The organism is Collimonas sp., assembly GCF_039923675.1.
Taxonomy (GTDB): Bacteria; Pseudomonadota; Gammaproteobacteria; order Burkholderiales; family Burkholderiaceae_D; genus Collimonas.
The window spans coordinates 1-22,275 of record NZ_JBDTCG010000090.1 but is presented as its reverse complement, the minus strand read 5'-3'; the positions used below and the strand labels follow the sequence as shown (position 1 = coordinate 22,275).

The window sequence follows — 22,275 nt, the reverse complement described above, 5'->3', positions numbered from 1 at the left end:
TCAGCGGATGATGCCACGCGCCGAAGAGGCGATGAAATCACGCATCAGTTTCAGATACCCGGCGGAATCCGGCTCCTTGCCTTCTTCCAGCGCCAAAGCGGCCAAGGCATCTTCCAGCGGCAAGCTAGAGCGATAAATGATCCGGTAAGCGCGCTTGATCGCCATGATCTGTTCGCCGCTGAAGCCACGGCGGCGCAGGCCTTCGCTGTTGATGCCGGCGGGTACGGCGCGATTGCCGGCTGCGGTCACGAATGGCGGAATATCCTGGCTGACGGCAGCGGTGAACGCGGTCATCGCATGAGCGCCGATACGGCAAAACTGGTGCACGGTGGTAAAGCCGCCAAGCAGCACCCAATCGCCGATGTGGACGTGGCCGGCCAGCGTGGCATTGTTGGCGATGACGGTGTTGCTACCGATCTGGCAGTCGTGGGCCACATGGACGTAGGCCATGACCAGGTTATCACCACCGATGCGCGTGACGCCGCCATCTTGTACGGTGCCCAGATTGAACGTCACGAATTCACGGATGGTGTTGCGGTCGCCAATCTCCAGGCGCGTCGGTTCACCGCCGTACTTTTTGTCCTGGGGTGCAGCGCCGATAGAGCCGAACTGGAAAATCGTATTGTCGCGGCCGATCGTGGTGTGGCCTTCGAGCACGACATGCGGACCGATCTTGCTGCCGGCGTCGATTGCCACGTTCGGGCCGATCACGGTGTAAGCGCCGACTTCCACCGAACTATCGAGGGCCGCCTTGGGATCAATGATGGCCGTAGGATGAATGCGCGTCATCGGATCACGCAGATGGGCTGGCATCCGCAACAGCCGCGGCTGGCGTCGCAGGAGCACCAGGAGTGACGGCGCTGCGCATGGTACACATGAATTCAGCTTCCACTGCCAGTTCGCCATCAACGCTGGCGACGGCCTTGTACTTCCAGATGCCGCGTACCACGCGCACGATCTCGACTTGCAGCTTGATCTGGTCGCCCGGTTCGACCGGACGGCGGAAACGCGCCTTGTCGATGCCGAGGAAATACACCACGGTATTTTCGTCCGGCTTGCGGCCCTCGGTCAAAAACGACAGCAATGCAGCGGTTTGCGCCAGCGCCTCGATCGTCAACACGCCCGGCATGACCGGCTTGTTGGGGAAATGTCCGTTGAAAAACTCTTCATTGATCGTGACATTCTTGATCGCCGTGATCGACTTGCCACTTTCCCAATTCAATACGCGATCAACCAGCAACAGCGGATAACGGTGCGGCAGGTAGGTTTTGATCTGATTGATATCTAGCGTTTGGTTTGGACTATTCATTATCTTTTTGACTATCTTGTTCGTTAAGCTGTTTGACGGATTTTTCCAGAGACCGGATTTTCTCACGCATTGTATTCAGATTGCGTACCAGGGCGGCAGATTTTTCCCAGTCGCCATGCTTGGCAATCGGATAAAAGCCGGTATATTGCCCCGGTTCGGAAATCGAGCGCAAGGCCAGCGTCCCTGCGGACACATGCACATGATCGACTATTGTAATGTGGCCATGGATCATGGCAGCCCCGCCAATCGAGCAATATTTGCCGATTCTGGCACTGCCGGCGATCCCTGCGCACGCTGCAATCGCAGTATGCGCGCCAATATGACAGTTATGGGCGATCTGGATCTGATTGTCCAGCTTGACTCCCTCTTCAATCACGGTATCGGCCAGAGCGCCACGGTCTATCGTGGTATTGGCGCCGATTTCAACATCATCGCCAATCAGCACCCGGCCGGTTTGCGGGATCTTGACCCATGTCCCGCCATCGTTGGCAAAACCGAAACCATCGGCGCCGATGACTACTCCGGAATGAATGATCGCGCGCCGGCCGATTTCACAGGCGTGATAGACGGTGACATTGGGGTAGAGGTGACTTGCCGCGCCAATCCGGGCGCCCGCGCCAATCACGCAACCCGCGTCTATGCGAACATTCTCGCCGATCACCGCGCCGCTGCCGATAACTACATTTGGGCCGATGCATGCACCGGCGGGGACGACTGCAGTTGAATCGACGCTAGCCGATGGGTGAATACCGGGAATCACAGGAGTTGCATTTTTGGCAGCGAAAAACTGCGCCGCGCGGGCAAAGTACGCATAGGGATTGGCGGCGACAATACGAGCGCCGTGATAATCGGCACCGATCGCCGCATCGTCTGCAGCAGACAGAATGACCGCTGCCGCTTGCGTTTGCGACACCTGAGGGCGAAATTTTGGATTCGAGAGGAAAGTGATTTGTGATGCGCTTGCATCGCTCAGTGGAGCAATACCAGATACCTCCGTATCCGCATCACCGATCAATTGGCCACCTAAGCTCTCGACCAATTCCTTTAGCCGAATGCTCATAGTGGCCTTAACAGAATGTATTTATTTATTGAGAATTTTCAGTACTTTATCGGTGATATCAATACGCGGGCTGACATACACGCCGCCTTCCTGAAACACCATATCGTACTTTTCCGCTTCAGCAATCTGCTTGATCGCCTTGGTGGAGCGCTCCAGGACAATCGCCAGCTCTTCGTTGCGGCGCTGGTTCAAATCCTCGCGGAATTCGCGCTGCTTGCGCTGGAAATCCTTGTCCAGGTCGCTCAATTCGCGTTGACGCTTGGTACGCTCGGATTCGGAAATGACTGCGGAATCCTTGTCCAGTTTGTCCGCCTTCACTTTCAAGGCGGCAGCCTGATCCTGCAGATCCTTGTCGCGCTTGGAAAATTCGGCTTCGATCTTGGCTTGCGCCACCTTGGCCGGATTGGCTTCGCGCAAAATGCGCTCGCTGCTGACGAAGGCGATTTTCGAACCTTCATCCGCATGCGCCGGCGCTACCGACAATGCCGATAAAAAGCACGCCGCCAGCACTCCGGCCGACGGCAATGACGTAAATGATTTAATTAGAGATTTCAACACTATTCTCCGGAGTTCAAATGATGCAACTTGTGCATTATGCCACTCTTGCGGGAATCTGCACGGAGCAGACTCCCGCGAGCTTAGAAGCCTGTGCCCAACTGGAACTGGAATGCCTGGACTTTGTCGGTCGGCTTGGCATTCAAAGGATGGCCGTAGCTGATCTTCAAAGGGCCGATAGGCGAAACCCAGCTCAAACCGAGACCGGTAGAGTAGCGCAACTCGCTCAACTGCATCGGCGCCTTGTCGGCATATACCTGGCCGCTATCCAGGAAGGTAAACCAGCGCAAGGTACGATCGCTGCCGGAACCAGGGAACGGGAATTGCAATTCCATGTTGCCGAACACGCGTGACGCGCCACCCATCGAATCGCCGTACTGGTCGACGTTGGTGCCGACGCCCAGGGTCGAACCCTCAAAGCCGCGCACGGTGCCGATACCACCCGCATAGTAGTTCTTGAACACCGGGAACGGCTTGCCGCCGATACCGCGGCCATAATCGATTTCACCGTTCAAGGCCAGCGTTGCAGCATTGCCCCAGAATGGCTGGAAGTACTGATGCTGGTAGCTTGCGCGGTAATAGCGCAAGGTGCCGACTGCCGACACTTCGAGGCTGGCGCGCTGGTAGCGTCCCTTGGTAGGCACCAGTGCGCTGTCGCGGCTATCGCGCTGCCAGGCAGCCGTCAGCGGGAAGCTGTTGGTGGTTGCCGTCGCGGGGTTTTCCAATATGTTATAGCTGGCGCCGTTAGGCAGGGTCTGGCCGCTTGGCACCAGGACACCGTTACCGAAATCTCTGACATATTGCTGGTACAGCAACGGACTGGACGCGTCGGCCTGGACGTTGGTGTTTTCCACGCCTACGCCGAAAAATACCGTATCCAGCTCCGAGAACGGCACGCCGAACTTGATGTCGCTACCGATGGTTCGCACCTTGTAGTCACCAGTGGTGTACGGTGACGGACGTACAGTGCGATAGTACAGGTCATAGGTACGGCTGATACCGTCGTCGGTAAAGTAAGGATTGGTCTGGGACAGCGCGATCACCCGCGAGTAGCTGCTGGTATTGATATCGAGACCGATGGTGTTGCCGCTACCGAAAGCATTCTGCTGCTGGATCGAACCGGACAAACTCAGTTTATCTGTCTGCGAGAAACCGGCCCCGACCTGGATGTTACCGGTCGGTTTTTCAGTGACCGACATGTTGATGTCGACCTGGTCGGCAGTGTTCGCCACTTCCGGCGTTTCGATGGCGACATCCTTGAAGTAGCCCAGGCGGTCGACGCGGTCGCGCGACAGCTTGATCTTCGAACCGTCGTACCAGGAGTCTTCAAACTGGCGGAATTCACGGCGCACCACTTCATCGCGGGTCTTGGTATTGCCGACCACGTTGATATGACGCACATAGACGCGCTTGCCCGGATCGACCATGATGGTAAATGCGACTTCCTTGGCTTCACGGTTCAGGTCCGGATTGGCGTTGACGCTGGCAAACGCATAGCCGAAATTGCCCAGGCGCTCGGACATCTTCTTGGTGCTGTTATTGAGCTTCTCGCCGTTGAACACATCGCCTTTTTTCAATTCCAGCAATGCCTTGAGCTCATCTTCACGGCCGAACATCTCTCCTTCAAACTTGACGTCGGAAACCTTGTACTTCTCACCTTCGTTGATATTGACGGTGATGTAGATATCCTTCTTGTCCGGTGTGATCGAGACCTGGGTCGATTCGACCTGCATCTCGATATAGCCGCGATTCAGGTAGTACGAACGCAGGGTTTCGATATCGCCCGACAATTTTTCTTTCGCGTACTGGTCAGCCTTGGTGTACCAAGTGAACCAGCCCGGCGAACGCAGCTTGATCTGGTCGCGCAGGTCGCCGTCGGAGAATGCCTTATTGCCGACAAAGCGGATTTCCTTGATGCGCGAGACTTCGCCCTCATCCACCGCAAACGTCACATTGACGCGGTTACGTTCGATAGGTGTAACGGTGGTCGTCACTTTCATGCCATACAGGCCGCGCGACAGGTATTGCTTCTTCAGCTCCTGCTCGGCGCGGTCGACCTGGGCCTTGTCGAAAATGCGCGATTCGCCCACGCCGATTTCTTTCAGCGCCTTGGTCAGCTGGTCTTTATCGAATTCCTTGATGCCGGAAAAGTCGACGCCGGCAATCGACGGCCGCTCTTCCACCATCACCACCAGCACATTGCCTTCAGCCTCGATCCGGACATCCTTGAAAAAGCCGGTGGCGTACAAGGCCTTGATCGCGTCGGTACCTTTTTCGTCGGTGAATGTTTCACCGACGCGCACCGGCAGATAACTGAAGACAGTACCAGCCTCGGTGCGTTGAATACCTTCAATGCGAATGTCCTTGACCACAAACGGTTGCACCGCCATGACCTGGCCTGAGCACAGGGCAAAGGCAGCGGCAGCAATCAAACGACGGGGAAGAATCGACAAAGGGAAGTGCTCGGAATGTAATTTCATTAGCGATCGTTTTTTATCAATGTCCTTGTCCGCCACGATTGTCAGACAAGAGAGACTAACTTACAGGAGTTTAAAATATGAGTCGAACGATGTCGTTAAACATGGCGACCATCATCAACGTCATCAAAATACCGATACCTGCCCGTTGTGCAATTGCACCAACCCGTTCAGGAATGGGACGTCCGGTCAAAACTTCCAGCGAATAATACAGCAAAAGACCACCATCTAGAACCGGAATGGGGAGCAAATTCATGACGCCCAGGCTGATACTGATAAAGGCAATAAAGCTCAAATAGCTGAATGCGCCGATACTTGCAGTCTTGCCAGCGTAGTCCGCGATGGTGATCGGACCGGTGATATTCTTCCAGGAAACCTCGCCGACGATCATTTTACCCAGCATTTTCAGGGTCAGAATGCTGCTGTCCCAGGTGCGTTTTGCACCTTTGACAAGCGCTTGCAGCGGCGGGCTGCTGGACAGCACCATTTCCGGCATCATCGGCAATTCAACTCTGATCACGCCGATAGTACTGCCTTTGGATGACTGCGCTTCCGGTGTGACATTGACTGTGAAATTATTGCCATTTCGTAATCCGGCAAGACTTAACGACTTGCCCGGCGCGGCGCTTACCTTGGCAATGAAGGCAAGGCCATCGGCCACCGGCTCGCCGTCGATGCTGGTAATTATGTCGCCATCGCGCAAGCCAGCCTTCATTCCCGGACCGTCCGGCAAGACCCGGCCCAGAACGGCCTTGCCCGGCGCCAGCTTGATGCCGAGCTTGCCGAGATAATCCCCTTCCAGATCCTTGGTCGCCACGCCATCGGTCGACATGGTAACGGTATCCAGCAAATTGCCTCCCGACGGGCCTGGATTCGAGCGCCGTACGTCAAGCTTGGCCGGCGCCTTGTCGACCACTGCCTGCATCACTTTCCAGCGCAATTCATTCCATGTCTGGACCGGCTCGCCATTCACCGCCGTGATCAATTCATCGCCGCGCAAACCGGCCTGATAGGCCGCAGTTTGCTCAGCCACCTCGCGCACCCTTGGCGTCGGCTCCATCTCGCCATAGCTGTACAGGCCGGCGAATAACAAAATGGCAAGAAGAAAATTCGCCAACGGACCGGCGGCGACAATCGCTATCCGCCGCCATACTGACTGGCTGGTGAATTCCCGCTTCATGTCTTGCGGCGATATGGCCGATACGTCTTGCTCACGGGCATCGAGCATCTTGACATAGCCGCCCAATGGCAGGATGGAAACAGCCCATTCGGTCTGATCGGGGCCAAAGCGGCGCGAATAGATGATCTTGCCCATGCCGACCGAAAAACGCAGCACTTTGACGCCGCACAAACGCGCGACCCAATAGTGGCCAAGCTCGTGGATGATCACCAGGGAGCCAAGTGCGACGACAAATGCGAGGATAGTGTGCAGGAAGCCCATTGCCGTATGTGTTTATCCGATGAGGGTGGGGAGGACGATCAGTATGGTCAGGAAATCAGGGAGTTGACGGTCCGGCGCGCCAGCTGGTCTTGCTCCAGCAGCATGTCAATATCGGTCACGGCGCACAGCGGCAGACTATCCAAGGTACGAGCTATCAGTTGGTCGATCATGCGAAATCCGATTTTCTCATCCAGGAAAGCTTGGACCGCGACTTCGTTCGCGGCGTTCAATATGGTTGCAGCCGAACCACCGGCTCTCAATGCATCATACGCGAGTTTAAGGCAGGGAAAGCGCTGCAGGTCGGGCCGGCTGAACTGCAATTGCCCGATCACGGTCAGATCGAGCGGGCTGACACCTGACGCCATGCGTTCGGGATAGGCCAGCGCATGGGCGATCGGGGTACGCATGTCGGGATTGCCCAGTTGCGCCAGCACCGAACCGTCGACATAGGAAACCATGGAATGCATCACGCTTTGCGGGTGAATCACCACTTCGATCTGGCTGGCTGAAGCGCCGAACAGCCAGTGCGCCTCGATCACTTCCAGGCCCTTGTTCATCATGGTGGCAGAATCGACAGAGATCTTGCGGCCCATGACCCACTTCGGATGAGCAACCGCTTCCGCCGGCGTCACGGTGGTCAGCGTTTCCACCGCCCGGTTCAAAAACGGACCGCCGGATGCAGTCAGCAGGATCTTCTCGACCCCGAGCGCGGCCGGCCGGCGCTGATAGTTATGCGGCAGGCACTGGAAAATTGCATTGTGCTCGCTGTCGATAGGCAACAGCACCGCACCGCTTTGCTTGATGGCGTCGATGAACAACTGGCCCGACATGACCAAGGCTTCCTTGTTCGCCAGCAGTATCTTTTTGCCGGCTTTGGCCGCCGCCAATGTGGACTCCAGGCCCGCGGCGCCTACGATCGCCGCCATCACCGCATCGCAAGCGTCTGCGCTGGCGACCTGGCATAGGGCGGCCGCGCCATGCAGCACTTCGATATGCGGGGCTTTGGCATGCAACAGGCCGCTCAGCTGTTGCGCCGCTGCGGCGTTGCCGACTACGGCGACCTTGGGCATGAATTTGAGGCATTGTTCCGCCAACTGCTCCACCCGGCTGTGGGCGGTCAGGGCATACACGGAATAGCGTTCGGGATGGCGCGCCAGCACATCCAGCGTCGACATGCCGATCGAACCGGTGGAGCCAAGAATAGTAATATTTTGCATACCCGACCTAGAACCAGAAACTCAACAAAGCGGCCAACGGCAGCACCGGGATCAGCGCATCGACGCGATCCAGCACGCCGCCATGGCCAGGCAGCAGATTGCTGCTGTCCTTGATGCCGGCGCGGCGCTTGAGCATCGACTCGAACAAATCGCCGGCGACGCTGGCGGCCACGATGACCGTCATGACTGCCAGTAATCCAGCCCAGCCCCAGGTTGCCAGCAGACGCATCGGGAAGGTATTCGCCAACGCCGGGGTCAGGCTGAAGCCCGCTGTCATCAGCAACACCAGGATCCAGCCGCCTACCGCGCCTTCCCAGGACTTGCCGGGAGAGATAGACGGCGCCAGTTTGTGACGGCCAAAGGCCTTGCCGGAAAAATAAGCGCCGATATCGGCGGCCCAGACGATCACCAGCACCGACAGCAAATACAGCGGCGAATAATGGAACAATACAACAATCGCCAGGAAACAGCCAAAAATGGCGATGGCGTAGGTTGCTGCAATCAAGCGGTTGCCAAGGCTGGACAAGGACGGCAGCCCGAGCGCCAGGGACGGCACAAAACGGAAACACCAGATCGCCACGCACAACGTGAACAGCAGACGTATATTAGGACCGCCGTCGAAATACATCACAGTCGCAAACAACGCCAGTGCTGCCAGCCCCCAGCCCAAGGCAACTTTGGCGGAGCCGCCGAATAGCCTGGCGCTCTCCCAGATCGCGGCAGCGAAGAACAGCCCCGAAACCACTGCAAACGCCGGGAAATAATTGAAATATAAAATTGGCAGCAAGACTGCCAACAACAGTAACGCCGTAATAACACGTGTTCTTAGCATCAGGAAGCCTGTTCGAGCAGTTGCGCGCTGGTGCGTCCGAAACGCCGCTCCCGTTGCTGATAGGAGGCAATCGCCTTATCCAGCTCGTCAGCGCCGAAATCGGGCCAGTAGGTATCGGTAAAGTAGAGTTCGCTATAGGCCAGTTGCCAAAGCAGGAAATTGGAAATGCGCTGCTCGCCGCCGGTGCGAATGAACAGGTCGGGTTCCGGTGCGTAGGCCATCGCCAAATGCTGCGCCAGTTCATCTTCGGAAAACACGTTGGCATCTTGTCCCGCAATGGCGGCAACGCCGGACGCTGCACGCGCGGCCAGCATCTTTTGCACGGCCTGCATCACATCCCAGCGGCCGCCGTAGTTGGCGCAGATGGTGACCGTCATGGCTGTATTGCCAGCGGTTTTACGCTCGGCGTTATCGATCATCTGCTGCAGCTTGTCGTCGAAACGGTTCAGGTCGCCAACCACTTTCAGGCGAATGCCGTTGGCGTGCATCTTGCCGACTTCACGCTCCAGCGCCACCATGAACAAACGCATCAGCAGCGATACTTCATCGGCCGGCCGGCGCCAGTTCTCGGAACTGAAGGCAAACAACGTCAGGTATTCGACGCCACGCGCGGCGCAGGCTTCCACCGCGGCGCGCACTGCTTCAACGCCCTTGCCGTGGCCGGCAACACGCGGCAAAAAGCGGCTGGTCGCCCAGCGGCCATTGCCGTCCATGATGATGGCGACGTGTTTTGGCACCGTCGGGCTGGCTGGCAGCGATTGCGTGGAACTTGTATGGGCCATAAATAATGAAATGAGAAAATAGAGATAAAAGACAGTATCTCTAGTCAACCGGGGAAAGGCCGCTCGTATAGAGTAAATCGCCGCCAGAGTTGGCCTGGCGGCGATCCAGCACTGTCCCGCATAAAGTTAAACTGTCAGGATCTCTTTTTCTTTGTCGACCACTTGCTTGTCAATTTCGGCAACGAACTTGTCAGTCAGCTTCTGGATGTCGTCTTGCGCGCGGCGCTCGTCGTCTTCCGAACATTCCTTGTCCTTGACCAGTTTTTTCAAGCCTTCATTGGCGTCGCGGCGGATATTGCGGATTGCAATTTTAGCATCCTCCGCTTCATTCTTGACCAGCTTGACCATTTCCTTGCGGCGTTCTTCCGTCAGCGCCGGCGTCGGCACCCGGACCAGCTCGCCCTGAGTCGATGGGTTCAGACCCAGATCGGCTTCACGAATGGCCTTTTCAACCACCGCGATCATTTTCTTTTCAAACGGCTGCACACCGATAGTGCGCGCATCGATCAGGGTCACGTTGGCGACCTGGGTCAAATTGGCAGGACTACCGTAGTAATCCACCATGATATGGTCGAGAATGCCGGTATGGGCACGGCCAGTGCGTACCTTGGCCAGATCGGCGCGCAAAGTCTCGATCGACTTTTTCATTCTTTCATCAGTATTTTTCTTCACGTCAGCAATGCTCATGCTGCTCTCCTCTACGAAAACGAATTATCTTTGAATTGACTAAACTTATTACGCTACTTAACTTGTTTGGGCGCACATTTGCACGATTGCCGCAAATCAGGCAAGTATTTTATACGTGCACCAGCGTACCTTCATCTTCGCCCATGATGACGCGCTTGAGCGCACCCGGTTTGATGATGGAAAATACCTTGATCGGCAGTTTCTGGTCGCGGCACAGGGCAAACGCAGTCGCATCCATGACTTGCAGATGCTTGGTGATGGCCTCGTCAAACGTGATGTGCGAATAGCGGGTTGCCGTTGGATCCTTGTTTGGATCCGCGCTGTAGACGCCGTCAACCTTGGTCGCCTTCAAGACGATTTCCGCACCGATTTCCGAACCGCGCAATGCCGCTGCAGTGTCGGTGGTGAAAAACGGATTGCCGGTACCTGCTGCGAAAATGACAACCTTGTCTTCTTCCAGGTATTGCAGCGCCTTAGGCCGTACATAGGGTTCTACTACCTGTTCGATGCTGATGGCCGACATCACCCGTGCGGTAAGGCCGATCTGACGCATTGCGTCCGCCAGCGCCAGTGAATTCATCACCGTCGCCAGCATTCCCATGTAGTCTGCGGTAGCGCGGTCCATGCCTTGCGCGCCTGGCGCCACACCGCGGAAAATATTGCCGCCGCCGATGACGATGGCAAGTTCAACGCCCAATTTAGCGATTTCGGCGACGTCCGCCACCATGCGTTCGATAGTTGCACGGTTGATGCCGTAGGCGTCATCGCCCATCAGGGCTTCACCGGAGAGTTTCAGGAGAACACGCTTGTAAGCTGGTTTTGTCATGGTCTGGGCCCCTTGTGGCTTTCCGATTGAGTTGTATGTGGTCATGCCTGGCTGAAGCACTGCAGCGCCATTGTCAGGCCAAACTGCAGCAAAATCCACTATCAGGCTCTTTTTAGGATAATCGGAGCCGTTTCCTGTGTTTCCCGCTCCATTTGGGGAGCAGCGATCCAGCAAGGCAATCCTTAGTCCATGGCCTGGGAAGAAAATTCCTCAGAGCCAAAAAAACGGGCCTTTCGGCCCGTATTCTTGCTTACGCCTGCTTGGCCGCAGCAGTCATCGCTGCAACTTCTGCAGCGAAGTCATCCTGTTTCTTCTCGATGCCTTCACCGACCACAAACATGGTGAACGCTTTGATGCTGGAATTGGTTGCCTTCAGCATTTGTTCAACAGTTTGCTTGTCGTTCTTGACGAAAGTCTGGTTCAGCAAGGAAACTTCCTTCAGGAATTTCTGTACGGAACCGTCGATCATCTTGGCAGCGATTTCTGCCGGCTTGCCGGATTCGGCGGCCTTCAGGGTTGCTACCGAACGCTCTTTTTCGATCAGTTCAGCTGGCACCTGGTCCGCAGACAGGGATACCGGCTTCATCGCAGCGATATGCATCGCCACGTCTTTGCCGACTTGGTCGTCAGCGCCGTCGAATTCAACCATCACGCCAATACGTGTGCCGTGCAGGTAAGAAACCAGCTTGGCTGTAGTGTCGAAACGGGTAAAACGGCGGATCGACATGTTTTCGCCGATCAGGCCGATCAGGGCAGCGCGCGTTGCTTCAACGGTGCTGTCGCCCAGCGGCAGAGCAGACAAGGCAGCGACGTCAGCCGGGTTCTTTTCTGCAACCAGCTTGGCGCAATCATTGGCCAGGGCCAGGAAAGCGTCGTTCTTGGTGACGAAGTCGGTTTCGCAGTTGACTTCGATCAGGGCGCCAACGCCGCCGGCGATGTACGCGGCAACAACGCCTTCAGCTGTCACACGGGAAGCAGCCTTGGAAGCCTTGCCGCCCAGTTTGACGCGCAGGATTTCTTCTGCGCGGTCCATGTCGCCGTCGGCTTCCGTCAACGCCTTCTTGCATTCCATCATTGGCGCGTCAGTCTTTGCGCGCAGTTCGCCTACCATTGCTGCTGTAATTGCCGCCATACTATTCTCCTAGCTCTCTGACCCTGATTCCCCGGTCTGATCACTGCCTTGCAGTGCGCTCAGCAACCGGAACTCCAGCGCCATCATTCAAAATATATTCGGGTAAAAATCGGGTAAATACAAATGCAGGTGATACAAAAAAGGGAGCAACCACGCCCCCTTTTTTATTCTGACGTATCAGAATTCAAGCTTGGAAGACTTAAGCTTGGTCGCTAACTTCAACGAATTCGTCGCCAGCTGCGCCCTTGATGGCTTCAACTACGTCGTTCACCGCATTGGCGCGGCCTTCGAGGATTGCATCAGCAACGCCACGCGCATACAAAGCGATTGCCTTGGACGAGTCATCGTTGCCTGGAATGACGTAAGTCACGCCGTCTGGCGAGTGGTTGGTATCAACCACGCCGATAACCGGAATGCCCAGCTTGGCTGCTTCAGTGATGGCGCCTTTGTGGTAGCCGACGTCGATCACGAAAATTGCGTCAGGAATACCGCCCATGTCCTTGATGCCACCGATGGCTTTTTGCAGCTTGATCAGCTCACGCTGGAACATCAGGCCTTCTTTTTTGCTCAGCTTTTCAACCGAACCGTCTTCGATCGAAGCTTCCATTTCCTTCAGGCGCTTGATAGAAGTCTTGATGGTCTTGAAGTTGGTCAGCATGCCGCCCAACCAGCGCTGGTCGACGAAAGGCGAACCCGAACGTGCCGCTTCAGCAGCAACGATTTCGCGCGCTTGACGCTTGGTGCCGACAAACAGGATGTTGCCGCGATTGGACGACAATTGGCGGATGTACTTCATCGCCTCTTGGTACATGCCCAGGGTCTTTTCCAGGTTGACGATATGAATCTTGTTGCGGTGACCGAAGATGAACGGAGCCATCTTTGGATTCCAGAAACGGGTTTGGTGACCGAAATGGACACCGGCTTCCAGCATTTCACGCATTGTTACGGACATAATTTTCTCCAGGGTTGGGTCTGGAACCAGCTCAGTCACCGTTTTATCATAGACAAAACAGCACCCTTTTCGAGCGGATTCGCGATTCAAAAACATAAAATTTACTTCAAGAACTACCATTTAGCCCGATAGCAATTCGAGCTAACCCAAGATTATAACCCAAAACCATAGACTTCTTCAAGTACCCGAAGGGATAACTTTAAGCGCATCTCGTGATGCTCGTTTATAATCGTTACCTGAATGAATCCGGCTCTTTTCGCCCGTTTTGCGGTCGTTTTATGGTCGCAATATGGTCGCTTCGCGCCTCCGCAAGCGGATTTGCCCTAATTTCTTAGAACTTTATTACTATGACCTCAATTTCCATTAAAACCGCCGAGGATATCGCCGGCATGCGCATCGCAGGCAAACTTGCCTCCGAGGTGCTCGACTACATCACGCCATTCGTCAAAGTCGGCGTAACTACCGGTGAACTGGACCGTTTGTGTCACGAATTCATGACAAACGTGCAAGATTCGATCCCTGCCCCGCTCAATTACTGCCCACCCGGTTACACACCGTACCCGAAAGCCATCTGCACCTCGGTCAACGATGTCATCTGTCACGGCATCCCGGGCGACAAGGTATTGAAGACTGGCGACGTCGTGAATCTCGACATCACCATCATCAAGAACGGCTACCACGGCGACACCAGCCGCATGTTCTATGTCGGCGAACCGTCGATCATGGCCAAGCGCCTGGGCGACATCACTTATGAATGCATGTGGCTGGGCATCGCCAAGATCAAACCGGGCGCGCACCTAGGCGATATCGGCTATGTCATCCAGCAACACGCCGAAAAAGCCGGCTACAGTGTGGTGCGCGAATTCTGCGGCCACGGCATCGGCAAGGTGTTCCACGAAGAGCCGCAAGTCTTGCATTACGGCCGTCCGGGCACACTGGAACGGCTGGAAGCCGGCATGATTTTCACGGTGGAGCCGATGATCAACGCCGGTCGCCGCGACATCCGCGAAATGGGCGACGGCTGGACCATCAAGACCAAGGATCGCAGCCTGTCCGCACAATGGGAACACACCGTGCTGGTGACCGAAACCGGCTACGAAGTGCTGACCGTATCCGCAGGCACGCCGCCACCGCCTGCCTTCGTCACGCAAGCGACTGCGGCCGCCTGATCACACTCAGCAGAACTTAAAAGCCGTACATGACGACACTTGCCGCGACCCTGAAACACCAGCTTAGAACCGAGCGGCAAGTCATCATCTCTGCATTTCTCGCCGACGGTAAACCCGGCGAATTGCTCACCACGCTGCGCCGCAGCGTCGACATCGCCCTTACCCAGGCCTGGAAAATGCTGGGCTTGCCGTCTTCAGCGGCGCTGGTGGCGGTTGGCGGCTACGGACGCGGCGAATTATTTCCCCATTCCGACGTCGATGTATTGATCCTGCTAGGCGCCCCCCCCGATGCCGAATTGAAGGCGCGGCTAGAGCAGCTGGTTCAGCTGTTCTGGGATATCGGCCTGGAAATCGGCCACAGCATCCGTACCGTCGACGAGTGCTTGAGCGAATCCGCCGCAGACATCACCGTACAAACCAGCCTGCTGGAAGCGCGGCTGGTGACTGGCAATAACCCCCTCTTCCATCAACTGCAGGAACATTGCAATGCGGCGATGGATCCCTGTGCGTTTTTCCAGGAAAAAATCCTGGAAATGCGCCAGCGCCATGTCAAGTATGAAGACACGCCATACAGCCTGGAGCCGAACTGCAAGGAAAGCCCGGGCGGCCTGCGTGACTTGCAAGTGATCTTGTGGGTGGCCAAGGCTGCCGGCCTCGGCGAATCCTGGCCCAAGCTGGCCAAGCGCGGCCTGATTACGGCCGCCGAAGCGCGGCAGTTATCACGCCAGGAGCGCGCCTTCAAGGATATCCGGATCCGCCTTCACATCTACACCAACCGGCGCGAAGACCGACTGGTGTTCGACGTCCAGACCCCGATCGCGGAAGCGCTGGGCTTCCAGACCACCGAAACGCGGCGCGCCAGCGAATACCTGATGCAGCGCTACTATTGGGCCGCCAAGGCGGTGACCCAGTTGAACACGATTCTGTTGCAGAACATCGAAGTGCAACTGTTCCCGCAACCGATGGTGCCGCAGCGTATCAACGACCGCTTCAATCATTTGAACCGCCTGATCGACATCGCCTACGATGATCTGTTCAAGACCACGCCGTCGGCCATGCTGGAGCTGTTCCTGCTGCTGGCCCAGCACAGCGAATTGCGCGACATGACCGCACGCACCCGGCGTGCGCTGTGGCATGCGCGGGTCAAGATCGACAACAGTTTTCGCCGTGATCCGGTCAACCGTTCGCTGTTCATCCAGATCATCCAGGCGCCGCAAGGCATTACCCACGCGCTGCGCGGCATGAATGAGACCAGCATCCTGGGCCGCTACCTGCCGAATTTCCGGCGCATCGTCGGCCAGATGCAGCACGACCTGTTCCACGTCTACACCGTCGACCAGCACATCCTGATGGTGGTGCGCAATGTGCGCCGCTTCACAATGAGCGAACACGCCCATGAATATCCGTTTTGCAGCCAGCTGATCGCCAATTTTCCGCGCCCGTGGCTATTGTACGTTGCGGCCCTGTTTCACGATATCGCCAAGGGCCGCGGCGGCGATCATTCCAAACTGGGCATGACCGACGCCCTGCACTTCTGCCAGCATCATGGACTTGCCGCCGAGGACACCGCGCTGGTGGTGTTCCTGGTCGAGCATCACCTGACCATGTCGCAAGTGGCGCAAAAGCAGGATCTGTCGGACCCCGATGTGATCCTGCACTTCGCCGGCACGGTCAAGGATGAACGCCACCTGACGGCCTTGTATCTGCTGACCGTGGCCGACATCCGCGGCACCAGCCCCAAAGTCTGGAATGCCTGGAAAGGCAAGCTGCTGGAAGACCTGTACCGCATGACCTTGCGGGTGCTGGGCGGCGAGACGCCGTCGGCCGACCGCGAGCTCAAGAACCGCCAGGAAGAAGCGCTGAAAACCCTGCGCCTGTACGGTTTGCCGCAAGACGCGCATGAAGCGTTGTGGAAGCAGCTCGACGTCGCCTATTTCCTGCGCCACGACTCTTCCGATATCGCCTGGCAAACCCGCTCCTTCTACAACCAGATCGACAGCCCGCTGCCGATCGTCAAATGCCGCCTGGCGCCGATCGGCGAAGGCTTGCAGGTTGCGGTCTACACCAAGGACCGCAGCGATCTGTTCATCCGCATCTGCGGTTATTTCGATAGCAAGAATTTCAGCATTCTGGATGCAAAAATCCAGACTACGCGGCACGGCTATGCGCTTGACTCTTTCCTCATCAGCGCACCGCTGTTCGCCAAGCACTATCGCGACATCATCAACCTGATCGAGCACGAACTGACCGCCCTGCTGCAAGCCGAAACCACATTGCCCGGCGCCTCGCGCGGACGCCTGTCGCGCCTCTCGCGCACCTTCCCGCTGACGCCGACGGTCGACCTGCGGCCGGACGACCGCGGCCAGTATTACCTGTTGTCGATTACCGCGAATGACCGCACCGGCCTGCTATATTCCGTCGCCAGTGTACTGGCCAAACACAAGATCAACCTGCACACCGCCAAGATCATGACCCTTGGCGAGCGCGTCGAAGACGTATTCCTGGTCGACGGCAACGCGCTCAACCATGCGCGCCTGCAAATCCAGCTGGAGACAGATTTGCTGGATGCACTGCATATTTAATATACTCTCCGTCATCCCCGCGTACGCGGGGATCCAATTTACTGATTAAAATAAATTCCCGCGCACGCGGGAATGACGCGCAGGAATTATTCGATTCTGCAGATTTTGATACATTTTTCTTTTTAGCACGCCATGACTGAACCACTACGCCTTTCCAAACGCATGTCAGAACTCGGGCTATGCTCGCGCCGCGAGGCCGACGAATGGATCGCGCGCGGCTGGGTAAGGGTCGACGGCATCGTCGTCTCCGAACTCGGCAGCAAAGTCCTGCCCAGCCAGCGCATCAGCGTAGAACGCCAGGCGGCAGCCGAGCAATCGAAGCGCGTCACCATCCTGATCAATAAACCGGTCGGCTTCGTCAGCGGCCAGGCCGAAGACGGCTATCAGCCGGCGGTAGCGCTGATCAAGGAAGCCAATCGCTGGAGCGAAGACCGCTCGCCAACCCTGTTCCACCCGACCCAGCTGCGCAGCCTGGTCCCGGCCGGCCGCCTCGACATCGATTCGGTCGGTTTGCTGGTGCTGACCCAGGACGGCCGCATCGCCAAGCACCTGATCGGCGAAGAGACCAGCGTCGACAAGGAATACCTGGTGCGGGTGCGCTACACCAAGGGCGACAAGCTGCCCGACAACGAACTGCGCCGCCTCAATTTCGGCCTGACCCTGGACGGCAAAAAACTCAAACCGGCTATCGTCAAATGGCAAAACGAAGATCAGTTGAGCTTTACTTTGCGCGAAGGCAAAAAGCGCCAGATCCGCCGCATGTGCGACATGGTGGGATTGAAGGTGCTGGGCTTGAAACGGGTGCGGATTGGCGGCGTGAAGCTAGGAAATCTGCCTGAGGGGCAATGGCGTTATCTGAGTGCCGACGAGCAGTTCTGATTTGATGGTATCTCGGGTCAGGCGGCGCCAACCCGAGTTGCACTACTCCTACAAAAACCGGTCCAGAATCTTGCGGCTGGCCTTATCCAGCGCCAACGTATCCCGAATCAAAAACTGCACGCCATGGCTATCGGCGATCAACAAACTGGTCGAAACGATACGGCGGATATCCTCTTCGCCTTTCAGCGTAAAAGACGCATCGCCGCGATTGGTTTCCACATACCAGGTGCTCGGCGCGTTATAGCTGGAAACCCTTTGTATGCGCTTGATTTCCGGCATGAATTCGCGGCTGGCCAGTTCCTTTTCGACAATGGCCCGAGTGTCATCCGGCAAATCCGACAAGCGGCTGATCCAGGCCAGTTCGTGGCCGTCGGCATTCACCAGCGATAGTCCGTCGTCCGGTGCGCCGATCGGAAAGGCGCGTACCGGCACTACGCCTTCATGCACCTCGCCATTGGCGCCGGTGTAGACCAGGCGGTCAAAGGCGTTGCGGCTTAGTTTGAAATCATGTGTTGTCATCGCTTAGGCCACGCTTTCGTCGTTCTCTTCACTATCTTCATCGACCAGTTGCGGCTCGCCCTCACCATCTGCATTGCGCAGCTGCGCCTGGTACAGGCGATAGTAAGCGCCCTCGGCCAGCATTAATTCGTCATGGCTGCCGACTTCAACGATCTGGCCTCGGTCCAGCACCACCAGACGGTCAGCCTTGCGCAAGGTCGACAGGCGGTGGGCAATCGCAATCGTGGTGCGACCTTGCACCAGATTGTCGAGTGCTTTCTGGATTTCTTTTTCAGTGGTGGTATCCACTGATGAAGTAGCCTCATCCATGATCAGGATGCGCGGGTCGATCAGCAACGCGCGGGCGATCGAAATACGCTGGCGCTCACCGCCGGACAATGCCTGGCCGCGTTCGCCTACCAGGGAATCGTAGCCCTGCGGCAGGCGCAGGATGAATTCATGGGCGTGGGCGGCGCGTGCGGCGGCGACGATTTCTTCTCTGGTCGCTTCCGGTTTGCCGTAGCAGATATTCTCGGCAATCGTGCCGAAGAACAGGAACGGCTCCTGCAATACCAGGCCGATATTGCGGCGATATTCCGAAATCGGCATCGAACGGATATCGACGCCATCGAGGCGTATCGATCCTTCCGAGACGTCGTAGAAGCGGCAAATCAGGTTGACCAGCGTGCTCTTGCCGGAGCCGCTATGGCCCACCAGGCCGATCATCTCGCCCGGTGCAATCTGCAGATTGACGCCACGCATCACAGCTCGGTTGCCATAGCGGAAACCGATGTCGCGTAACTCGATGGCGCCTGCCACTTTTTCCAGATGGACCGGATTGGCCGGTTCCGGAACGCTGGATACATGATCGAGAATTTCAAAGATACGCTTGGCGCCGACCGCGGCTTTTTGCGTCACCGAAACGATCCGGCTCATCGAATCGAGGCGGGTATAAAAGCGGCTGATATACGCCAGGAACGACACCAGCACACCGACCGAAATCTCGTTCTTGGACACTTGCCAGATACCGAACACCCAGACCACGAGCAAACCGATTTCCGTCAGCAAGGTCACCGTAGGCGAAAACAAAGACCATATCTTGTTGACCTTGTCGTTGACCAGCAGGTTGTGCTGGTTGGCGTCGCGGAAGCGCGTGGCTTCGCGCTTTTCCTGGGCGAAGGCCTTGACCACGCGGATGCCGGGAATGGTGTCGGCCAGGACGTTGGTGACTTCGGCCCAGATGCGGTCGATCTTTTCGAAACCGTGCTTGAGACGATCACGCACCAGATGGATCATCCAGGCAATGAACGGCAGCGGCACCAGGGTCACCAGCGCCAGCCACGGATTGATCGAGAACAGGATCACCGCGGTCATGATGATCATCAGGACATCGATGGCGAAGTCCAGCAGGTGCAAGGACAGAAACACGCAGATGCGATCGCTTTCCGAGCCGATGCGCGCCATCAGGTCGCCGGTGCGCTTGCCGCCGAAATATTCTTGTGACAGGCGCAGTAGATGTTCATAGGTGGTGGTGCGCAGATTGGCGCCGATGCGTTCGCTGACCAGCGCCAATATATAGGTGCGGGCCCAGCCGAGGCTCCATGCGACTAACGCTGACGCCAGCAATCCTGAAAGATAAAGCTTGACCAGGTCGATATTGATCGGCTTGCCGTTCTGATAAGGAATCAGCACATTGTCCATCAATGGCCCCATCAGATAAGGCGGCACCAAGGTGGCAGCGGTGGAAATCAGCATCAGCACGAAGCCCAGCGCCAGCATGCCCTTGTAGGGCGTGGCGAAACGCCCCAGCCGGAACAAGGCCCAAGTCGAGGATGGTGCTTCGCCCTTTTCAGGGCAGATCAGGCATTCATCGCTGCCGGCCGGCAGCGGCGCTTTGCACTGTGGGCAAAGCGCCTGCTCTTCCCGCAGCGCCGTGCGGCCTGCTAAATGATCGTCGCGCTGCAGCTCGAATACCTTGATCAGGCGCAGCGCTTCCAGATTGAGGCCAAGCGTGTAACGCCAGCTGGCCAACTGCTGTTGTTCGTTCTGCAATTCGAGGCTGCCGACGCCGGCGTGATCGTGGTGACCCAGCTTGAGGCCAGCTTGGTAAGGCCACGCGCGCCAGTTGCTGTCGTCGGCCATCTTGGCCAGCACACGCTGGTTGGTGACTAGCACCAACCCATGCGCGAAGTGCAGCGAGGCGTTAAGATCGATTATCAGGGACGCGAGAATTTCCTCGGCGGGGGCTAGCTGAGTTATCACTTCGGCATGCAAAGCGGCGGGCAGATTATCGGGTAAATAATTACCGGTGCTGGAAACAGGGGATAAATGGTTGCTTTTCATCTAAACGGCATGGTGTGTCCGCCTGCACAATGGCTTGCGGACCGGATGGAATTTTGTGTGGAATCGCCAGAATATAGGACAAATGGCGCACATCGTCTGCCGCAAGTATTATATCCTATTGACAATCTTCGTAAAACGTTGATTTATATGCGAATTTATCTACATTCTCCGCAACTTGCTATTATCGTCTCCGCAACCTTGTGATTCCTCCTATTTTTCGTCCCTCCGTACCAAACCAAGAGTTAGTTTTCGGCTGATCTAGTTGCGCGTTGCCACACATCGCGGCCGCAGATTCCATTCCCGCTGCCCCACCACTAATTCGTTTAAATCAATTACTCAAAAATATAGTGCTGTCATTCATTGGAGTTTTTGGGGGTGATTGGGCTCCAGAATGACAACATAATGACAGCATTTTTTTCGCCCAAATTCCGCCCACGTTTTCCACCCAAGGCGCATCAGCCGTTCCTGCTGCATAGCCATTCTTACTTTACGTCATTTAGTTTCAATTTAGCAACAAACGTGAAATAAGGTGAAATCGCCCCATAAATGACGCTTTTTTGCGCAGTTAACTTGGGAGCAACAATTTACTGTGGCAAAATAAGTTACATCAAATACACATCGCTGGGGTCATGAATGGAAAATGTACAGGCACTGCTCGGCGTGAGGCAGCAAGGCCGTTTGCTTAAACTTGATACGCCGCTCGGTGCTGACGTTTTACTTCCTCATCGCGTTGTTGCGCATGACCGCTTGGGTCGCGGCTATACCTACACCCTTGATGTGCTGTCCTTGCAGAGCGATATCGAACTCAAGGAGCTGATCGCTAAGCCGGTCACGTTGTGGATTCTGCAAGCCGATAAGCGCAGCTACCTGCCGATCCATGGCTATGTGCACCAAGCCGGCATGCTCGGCCATGATGGACAATTCACGGTTTATCAGTTGGCGTTTTCTTCCTGGCTGCATTTTCTTCAGTACCGGCAGGATGCCCGCACCTGGCAAGATAAGGCCACGGAAGATATCCTCAGCGACGTATTTGACCAGCACACCGAGGCACGCGGCAATTACCGATTCGATCTGAGAGAGGCCGCGCCGTCGCGCTCCTATTGCACGCAATACGAGAGTTCGTGGAATTTCGTGGCGCGATTGATGGAAGAAGAAGGCTGGTATAGCTATCACGAACAGAAGCAGGATGGCTCAGGCCATACGCTGGTGATCACCGATTCGGTGCATCAGTTGAAGCCGCTGGCGCCACAAGATATCCGTTTTCATCGCGCCGGCGGTAACGATGAAGTCGACAAAATCACCCGTTGGGGCGGTCAGCGTAAACTGCTCAGCCGGCAGTTATCGACTGTCACTTACGATTACAAATCTCCCAGCAACAATAAAGCCACCAACACCTACACGCTCGATGGTCATGGGGCCGTGTCGAACCAGCTCGAAGTCTACGAATATACCGGCCCTTATACCTACCTGGCACGAGACAGGGGCGACAAGCTGGCCAAGATCAAGGTCGAAGCCTGGGAGTCACAGGCCAAGC

The 22,275-nt window shown here is 56.5% G+C and carries 19 protein-coding genes; 4 read left to right on the top strand and 15 right to left on the bottom strand.

Features of this window, described 5'->3' with window-relative positions; all coding sequences use genetic code 11:
* The 13 genes from lpxA to rpsB form a co-directional block, all read right to left on the bottom strand.
* Complete coding sequence (gene lpxA, locus ABI171_RS19550; RefSeq protein WP_348094306.1) at nucleotides 1–789, bottom strand: acyl-ACP--UDP-N-acetylglucosamine O-acyltransferase; 789 nt, start codon at nucleotides 787–789, stop codon at nucleotides 1–3.
* Nucleotides 790–793: 4 nt separating this feature from the next.
* Nucleotides 794–1,309, bottom strand: coding sequence for a 3-hydroxyacyl-ACP dehydratase FabZ (gene fabZ, locus ABI171_RS19545; RefSeq protein WP_348094208.1), 516 nt, complete (start codon nucleotides 1,307–1,309; stop codon nucleotides 794–796).
* On the bottom strand, nucleotides 1,302–2,369 hold the full coding sequence (gene lpxD, locus ABI171_RS19540; protein ID WP_348094207.1) for a UDP-3-O-(3-hydroxymyristoyl)glucosamine N-acyltransferase: 1,068 nt from the start codon (nucleotides 2,367–2,369) through the stop codon (nucleotides 1,302–1,304). Before lpxD ends, fabZ begins: the two co-directional genes overlap by 8 nt.
* 21 nt (nucleotides 2,370–2,390) lie before the next feature.
* On the bottom strand, nucleotides 2,391–2,924 hold the full coding sequence (locus tag ABI171_RS19535) for an OmpH family outer membrane protein (RefSeq protein ID WP_348094206.1): 534 nt from the start codon (nucleotides 2,922–2,924) through the stop codon (nucleotides 2,391–2,393).
* An 83-nt stretch (nucleotides 2,925–3,007) separates the two neighbouring features.
* Nucleotides 3,008–5,404, bottom strand: a complete 2,397-nt coding sequence (gene bamA, locus ABI171_RS19530) for an outer membrane protein assembly factor BamA (RefSeq protein ID WP_348094205.1) — start codon at nucleotides 5,402–5,404, stop codon at nucleotides 3,008–3,010.
* A 70-nt stretch (nucleotides 5,405–5,474) separates the two neighbouring features.
* Nucleotides 5,475–6,842, bottom strand: a complete 1,368-nt coding sequence (rseP, locus tag ABI171_RS19525) for an RIP metalloprotease RseP (protein WP_348094204.1) — start codon at nucleotides 6,840–6,842, stop codon at nucleotides 5,475–5,477.
* 47 nt (nucleotides 6,843–6,889) lie between these two features.
* Nucleotides 6,890–8,059 (bottom strand): 1-deoxy-D-xylulose-5-phosphate reductoisomerase, encoded by a 1,170-nt coding sequence (ispC, locus tag ABI171_RS19520; protein ID WP_348094203.1) that lies wholly within the window; start codon nucleotides 8,057–8,059, stop codon nucleotides 6,890–6,892.
* Nucleotides 8,060–8,066: 7 nt separating this feature from the next.
* A complete protein-coding gene (locus ABI171_RS19515) occupies nucleotides 8,067–8,891 on the bottom strand; it encodes a phosphatidate cytidylyltransferase (protein ID WP_348094202.1) in 825 nt (274 codons plus the stop codon).
* Complete coding sequence (gene uppS, locus ABI171_RS19510) at nucleotides 8,891–9,673, bottom strand: polyprenyl diphosphate synthase (protein WP_348094201.1); 783 nt, start codon at nucleotides 9,671–9,673, stop codon at nucleotides 8,891–8,893. The genes ABI171_RS19515 and uppS overlap by 1 nt, the downstream gene beginning before the upstream one ends.
* A gap of 126 nt (nucleotides 9,674–9,799) precedes the next feature.
* Nucleotides 9,800–10,360: a ribosome recycling factor gene (gene frr, locus ABI171_RS19505; protein WP_348094200.1), complete on the bottom strand. Its 561-nt coding sequence runs from the start codon at nucleotides 10,358–10,360 to the stop codon at nucleotides 9,800–9,802.
* Between the two features lie 109 nt (nucleotides 10,361–10,469).
* Nucleotides 10,470–11,186: a UMP kinase gene (gene pyrH / locus ABI171_RS19500; protein WP_348094199.1), complete on the bottom strand. Its 717-nt coding sequence runs from the start codon at nucleotides 11,184–11,186 to the stop codon at nucleotides 10,470–10,472.
* Between the two features lie 250 nt (nucleotides 11,187–11,436).
* Nucleotides 11,437–12,318, bottom strand: a complete 882-nt coding sequence (tsf, locus tag ABI171_RS19495) for a translation elongation factor Ts (protein WP_348094198.1) — start codon at nucleotides 12,316–12,318, stop codon at nucleotides 11,437–11,439.
* 199 nt (nucleotides 12,319–12,517) lie between these two features.
* On the bottom strand, nucleotides 12,518–13,270 hold the full coding sequence (gene rpsB, locus ABI171_RS19490) for a 30S ribosomal protein S2 (protein WP_348094197.1): 753 nt from the start codon (nucleotides 13,268–13,270) through the stop codon (nucleotides 12,518–12,520).
* A gap of 347 nt (nucleotides 13,271–13,617) precedes the next feature.
* Between rpsB and map the strand changes: the two genes are divergently transcribed.
* From map to ABI171_RS19475, 3 genes are all read left to right on the top strand, one after another.
* Nucleotides 13,618–14,439, top strand: a complete 822-nt coding sequence (map, locus tag ABI171_RS19485) for a type I methionyl aminopeptidase (protein WP_348094196.1) — start codon at nucleotides 13,618–13,620, stop codon at nucleotides 14,437–14,439.
* A 29-nt stretch (nucleotides 14,440–14,468) separates the two neighbouring features.
* On the top strand, nucleotides 14,469–17,021 hold the full coding sequence (locus ABI171_RS19480; RefSeq protein ID WP_348094195.1) for a [protein-PII] uridylyltransferase: 2,553 nt from the start codon (nucleotides 14,469–14,471) through the stop codon (nucleotides 17,019–17,021).
* 132 nt (nucleotides 17,022–17,153) lie between these two features.
* On the top strand, nucleotides 17,154–17,900 hold the full coding sequence (locus tag ABI171_RS19475) for a pseudouridine synthase (RefSeq protein ID WP_348094194.1): 747 nt from the start codon (nucleotides 17,154–17,156) through the stop codon (nucleotides 17,898–17,900).
* A 48-nt stretch (nucleotides 17,901–17,948) separates the two neighbouring features.
* Here ABI171_RS19475 and ABI171_RS19470 read toward each other — a convergent pair whose 3' ends face one another.
* Nucleotides 17,949–18,419, bottom strand: a complete 471-nt coding sequence (locus ABI171_RS19470; protein WP_348094193.1) for a DUF1854 domain-containing protein — start codon at nucleotides 18,417–18,419, stop codon at nucleotides 17,949–17,951.
* Between the two features lie 3 nt (nucleotides 18,420–18,422).
* Nucleotides 18,423–20,741, bottom strand: coding sequence for an ABC transporter ATP-binding protein (locus ABI171_RS19465; protein WP_348094192.1), 2,319 nt, complete (start codon nucleotides 20,739–20,741; stop codon nucleotides 18,423–18,425).
* A gap of 633 nt (nucleotides 20,742–21,374) precedes the next feature.
* Here ABI171_RS19465 and ABI171_RS19460 point away from each other — a divergent pair.
* Nucleotides 21,375–22,275: type VI secretion system Vgr family protein (locus tag ABI171_RS19460; RefSeq protein ID WP_348094191.1), on the top strand; the 901-nt coding region annotated here is incomplete at its 3' end.

Coding starts and splice junctions, on each gene's coding strand:
- ABI171_RS19475 (WP_348094194.1), top strand. CDS start 17,154: ATGACTGAACCACTACGCCTTTCCAAACGCATGTCAGAACTCGGGCTA.
- pyrH (WP_348094199.1), bottom strand. CDS start 11,186: ATGACAAAACCAGCTTACAAGCGTGTTCTCCTGAAACTCTCCGGTGAA.
- fabZ (WP_348094208.1), bottom strand. CDS start 1,309: ATGAATAGTCCAAACCAAACGCTAGATATCAATCAGATCAAAACCTAC.
- uppS (WP_348094201.1), bottom strand. CDS start 9,673: ATGGCCCATACAAGTTCCACGCAATCGCTGCCAGCCAGCCCGACGGTG.
- ABI171_RS19480 (WP_348094195.1), top strand. CDS start 14,469: ATGACGACACTTGCCGCGACCCTGAAACACCAGCTTAGAACCGAGCGG.
- rseP (WP_348094204.1), bottom strand. CDS start 6,842: ATGGGCTTCCTGCACACTATCCTCGCATTTGTCGTCGCACTTGGCTCC.
- ABI171_RS19515 (WP_348094202.1), bottom strand. CDS start 8,891: ATGCTAAGAACACGTGTTATTACGGCGTTACTGTTGTTGGCAGTCTTG.
- lpxA (WP_348094306.1), bottom strand. CDS start 789: ATGACGCGCATTCATCCTACGGCCATCATTGATCCCAAGGCGGCCCTC.
- bamA (WP_348094205.1), bottom strand. CDS start 5,404: ATGAAATTACATTCCGAGCACTTCCCTTTGTCGATTCTTCCCCGTCGT.
- tsf (WP_348094198.1), bottom strand. CDS start 12,318: ATGGCGGCAATTACAGCAGCAATGGTAGGCGAACTGCGCGCAAAGACT.
- ABI171_RS19465 (WP_348094192.1), bottom strand. CDS start 20,741: ATGAAAAGCAACCATTTATCCCCTGTTTCCAGCACCGGTAATTATTTA.
- lpxD (WP_348094207.1), bottom strand. CDS start 2,369: ATGAGCATTCGGCTAAAGGAATTGGTCGAGAGCTTAGGTGGCCAATTG.
- map (WP_348094196.1), top strand. CDS start 13,618: ATGACCTCAATTTCCATTAAAACCGCCGAGGATATCGCCGGCATGCGC.
- rpsB (WP_348094197.1), bottom strand. CDS start 13,270: ATGTCCGTAACAATGCGTGAAATGCTGGAAGCCGGTGTCCATTTCGGT.
- ispC (WP_348094203.1), bottom strand. CDS start 8,059: ATGCAAAATATTACTATTCTTGGCTCCACCGGTTCGATCGGCATGTCG.
- ABI171_RS19470 (WP_348094193.1), bottom strand. CDS start 18,419: ATGACAACACATGATTTCAAACTAAGCCGCAACGCCTTTGACCGCCTG.
- frr (WP_348094200.1), bottom strand. CDS start 10,360: ATGAGCATTGCTGACGTGAAGAAAAATACTGATGAAAGAATGAAAAAG.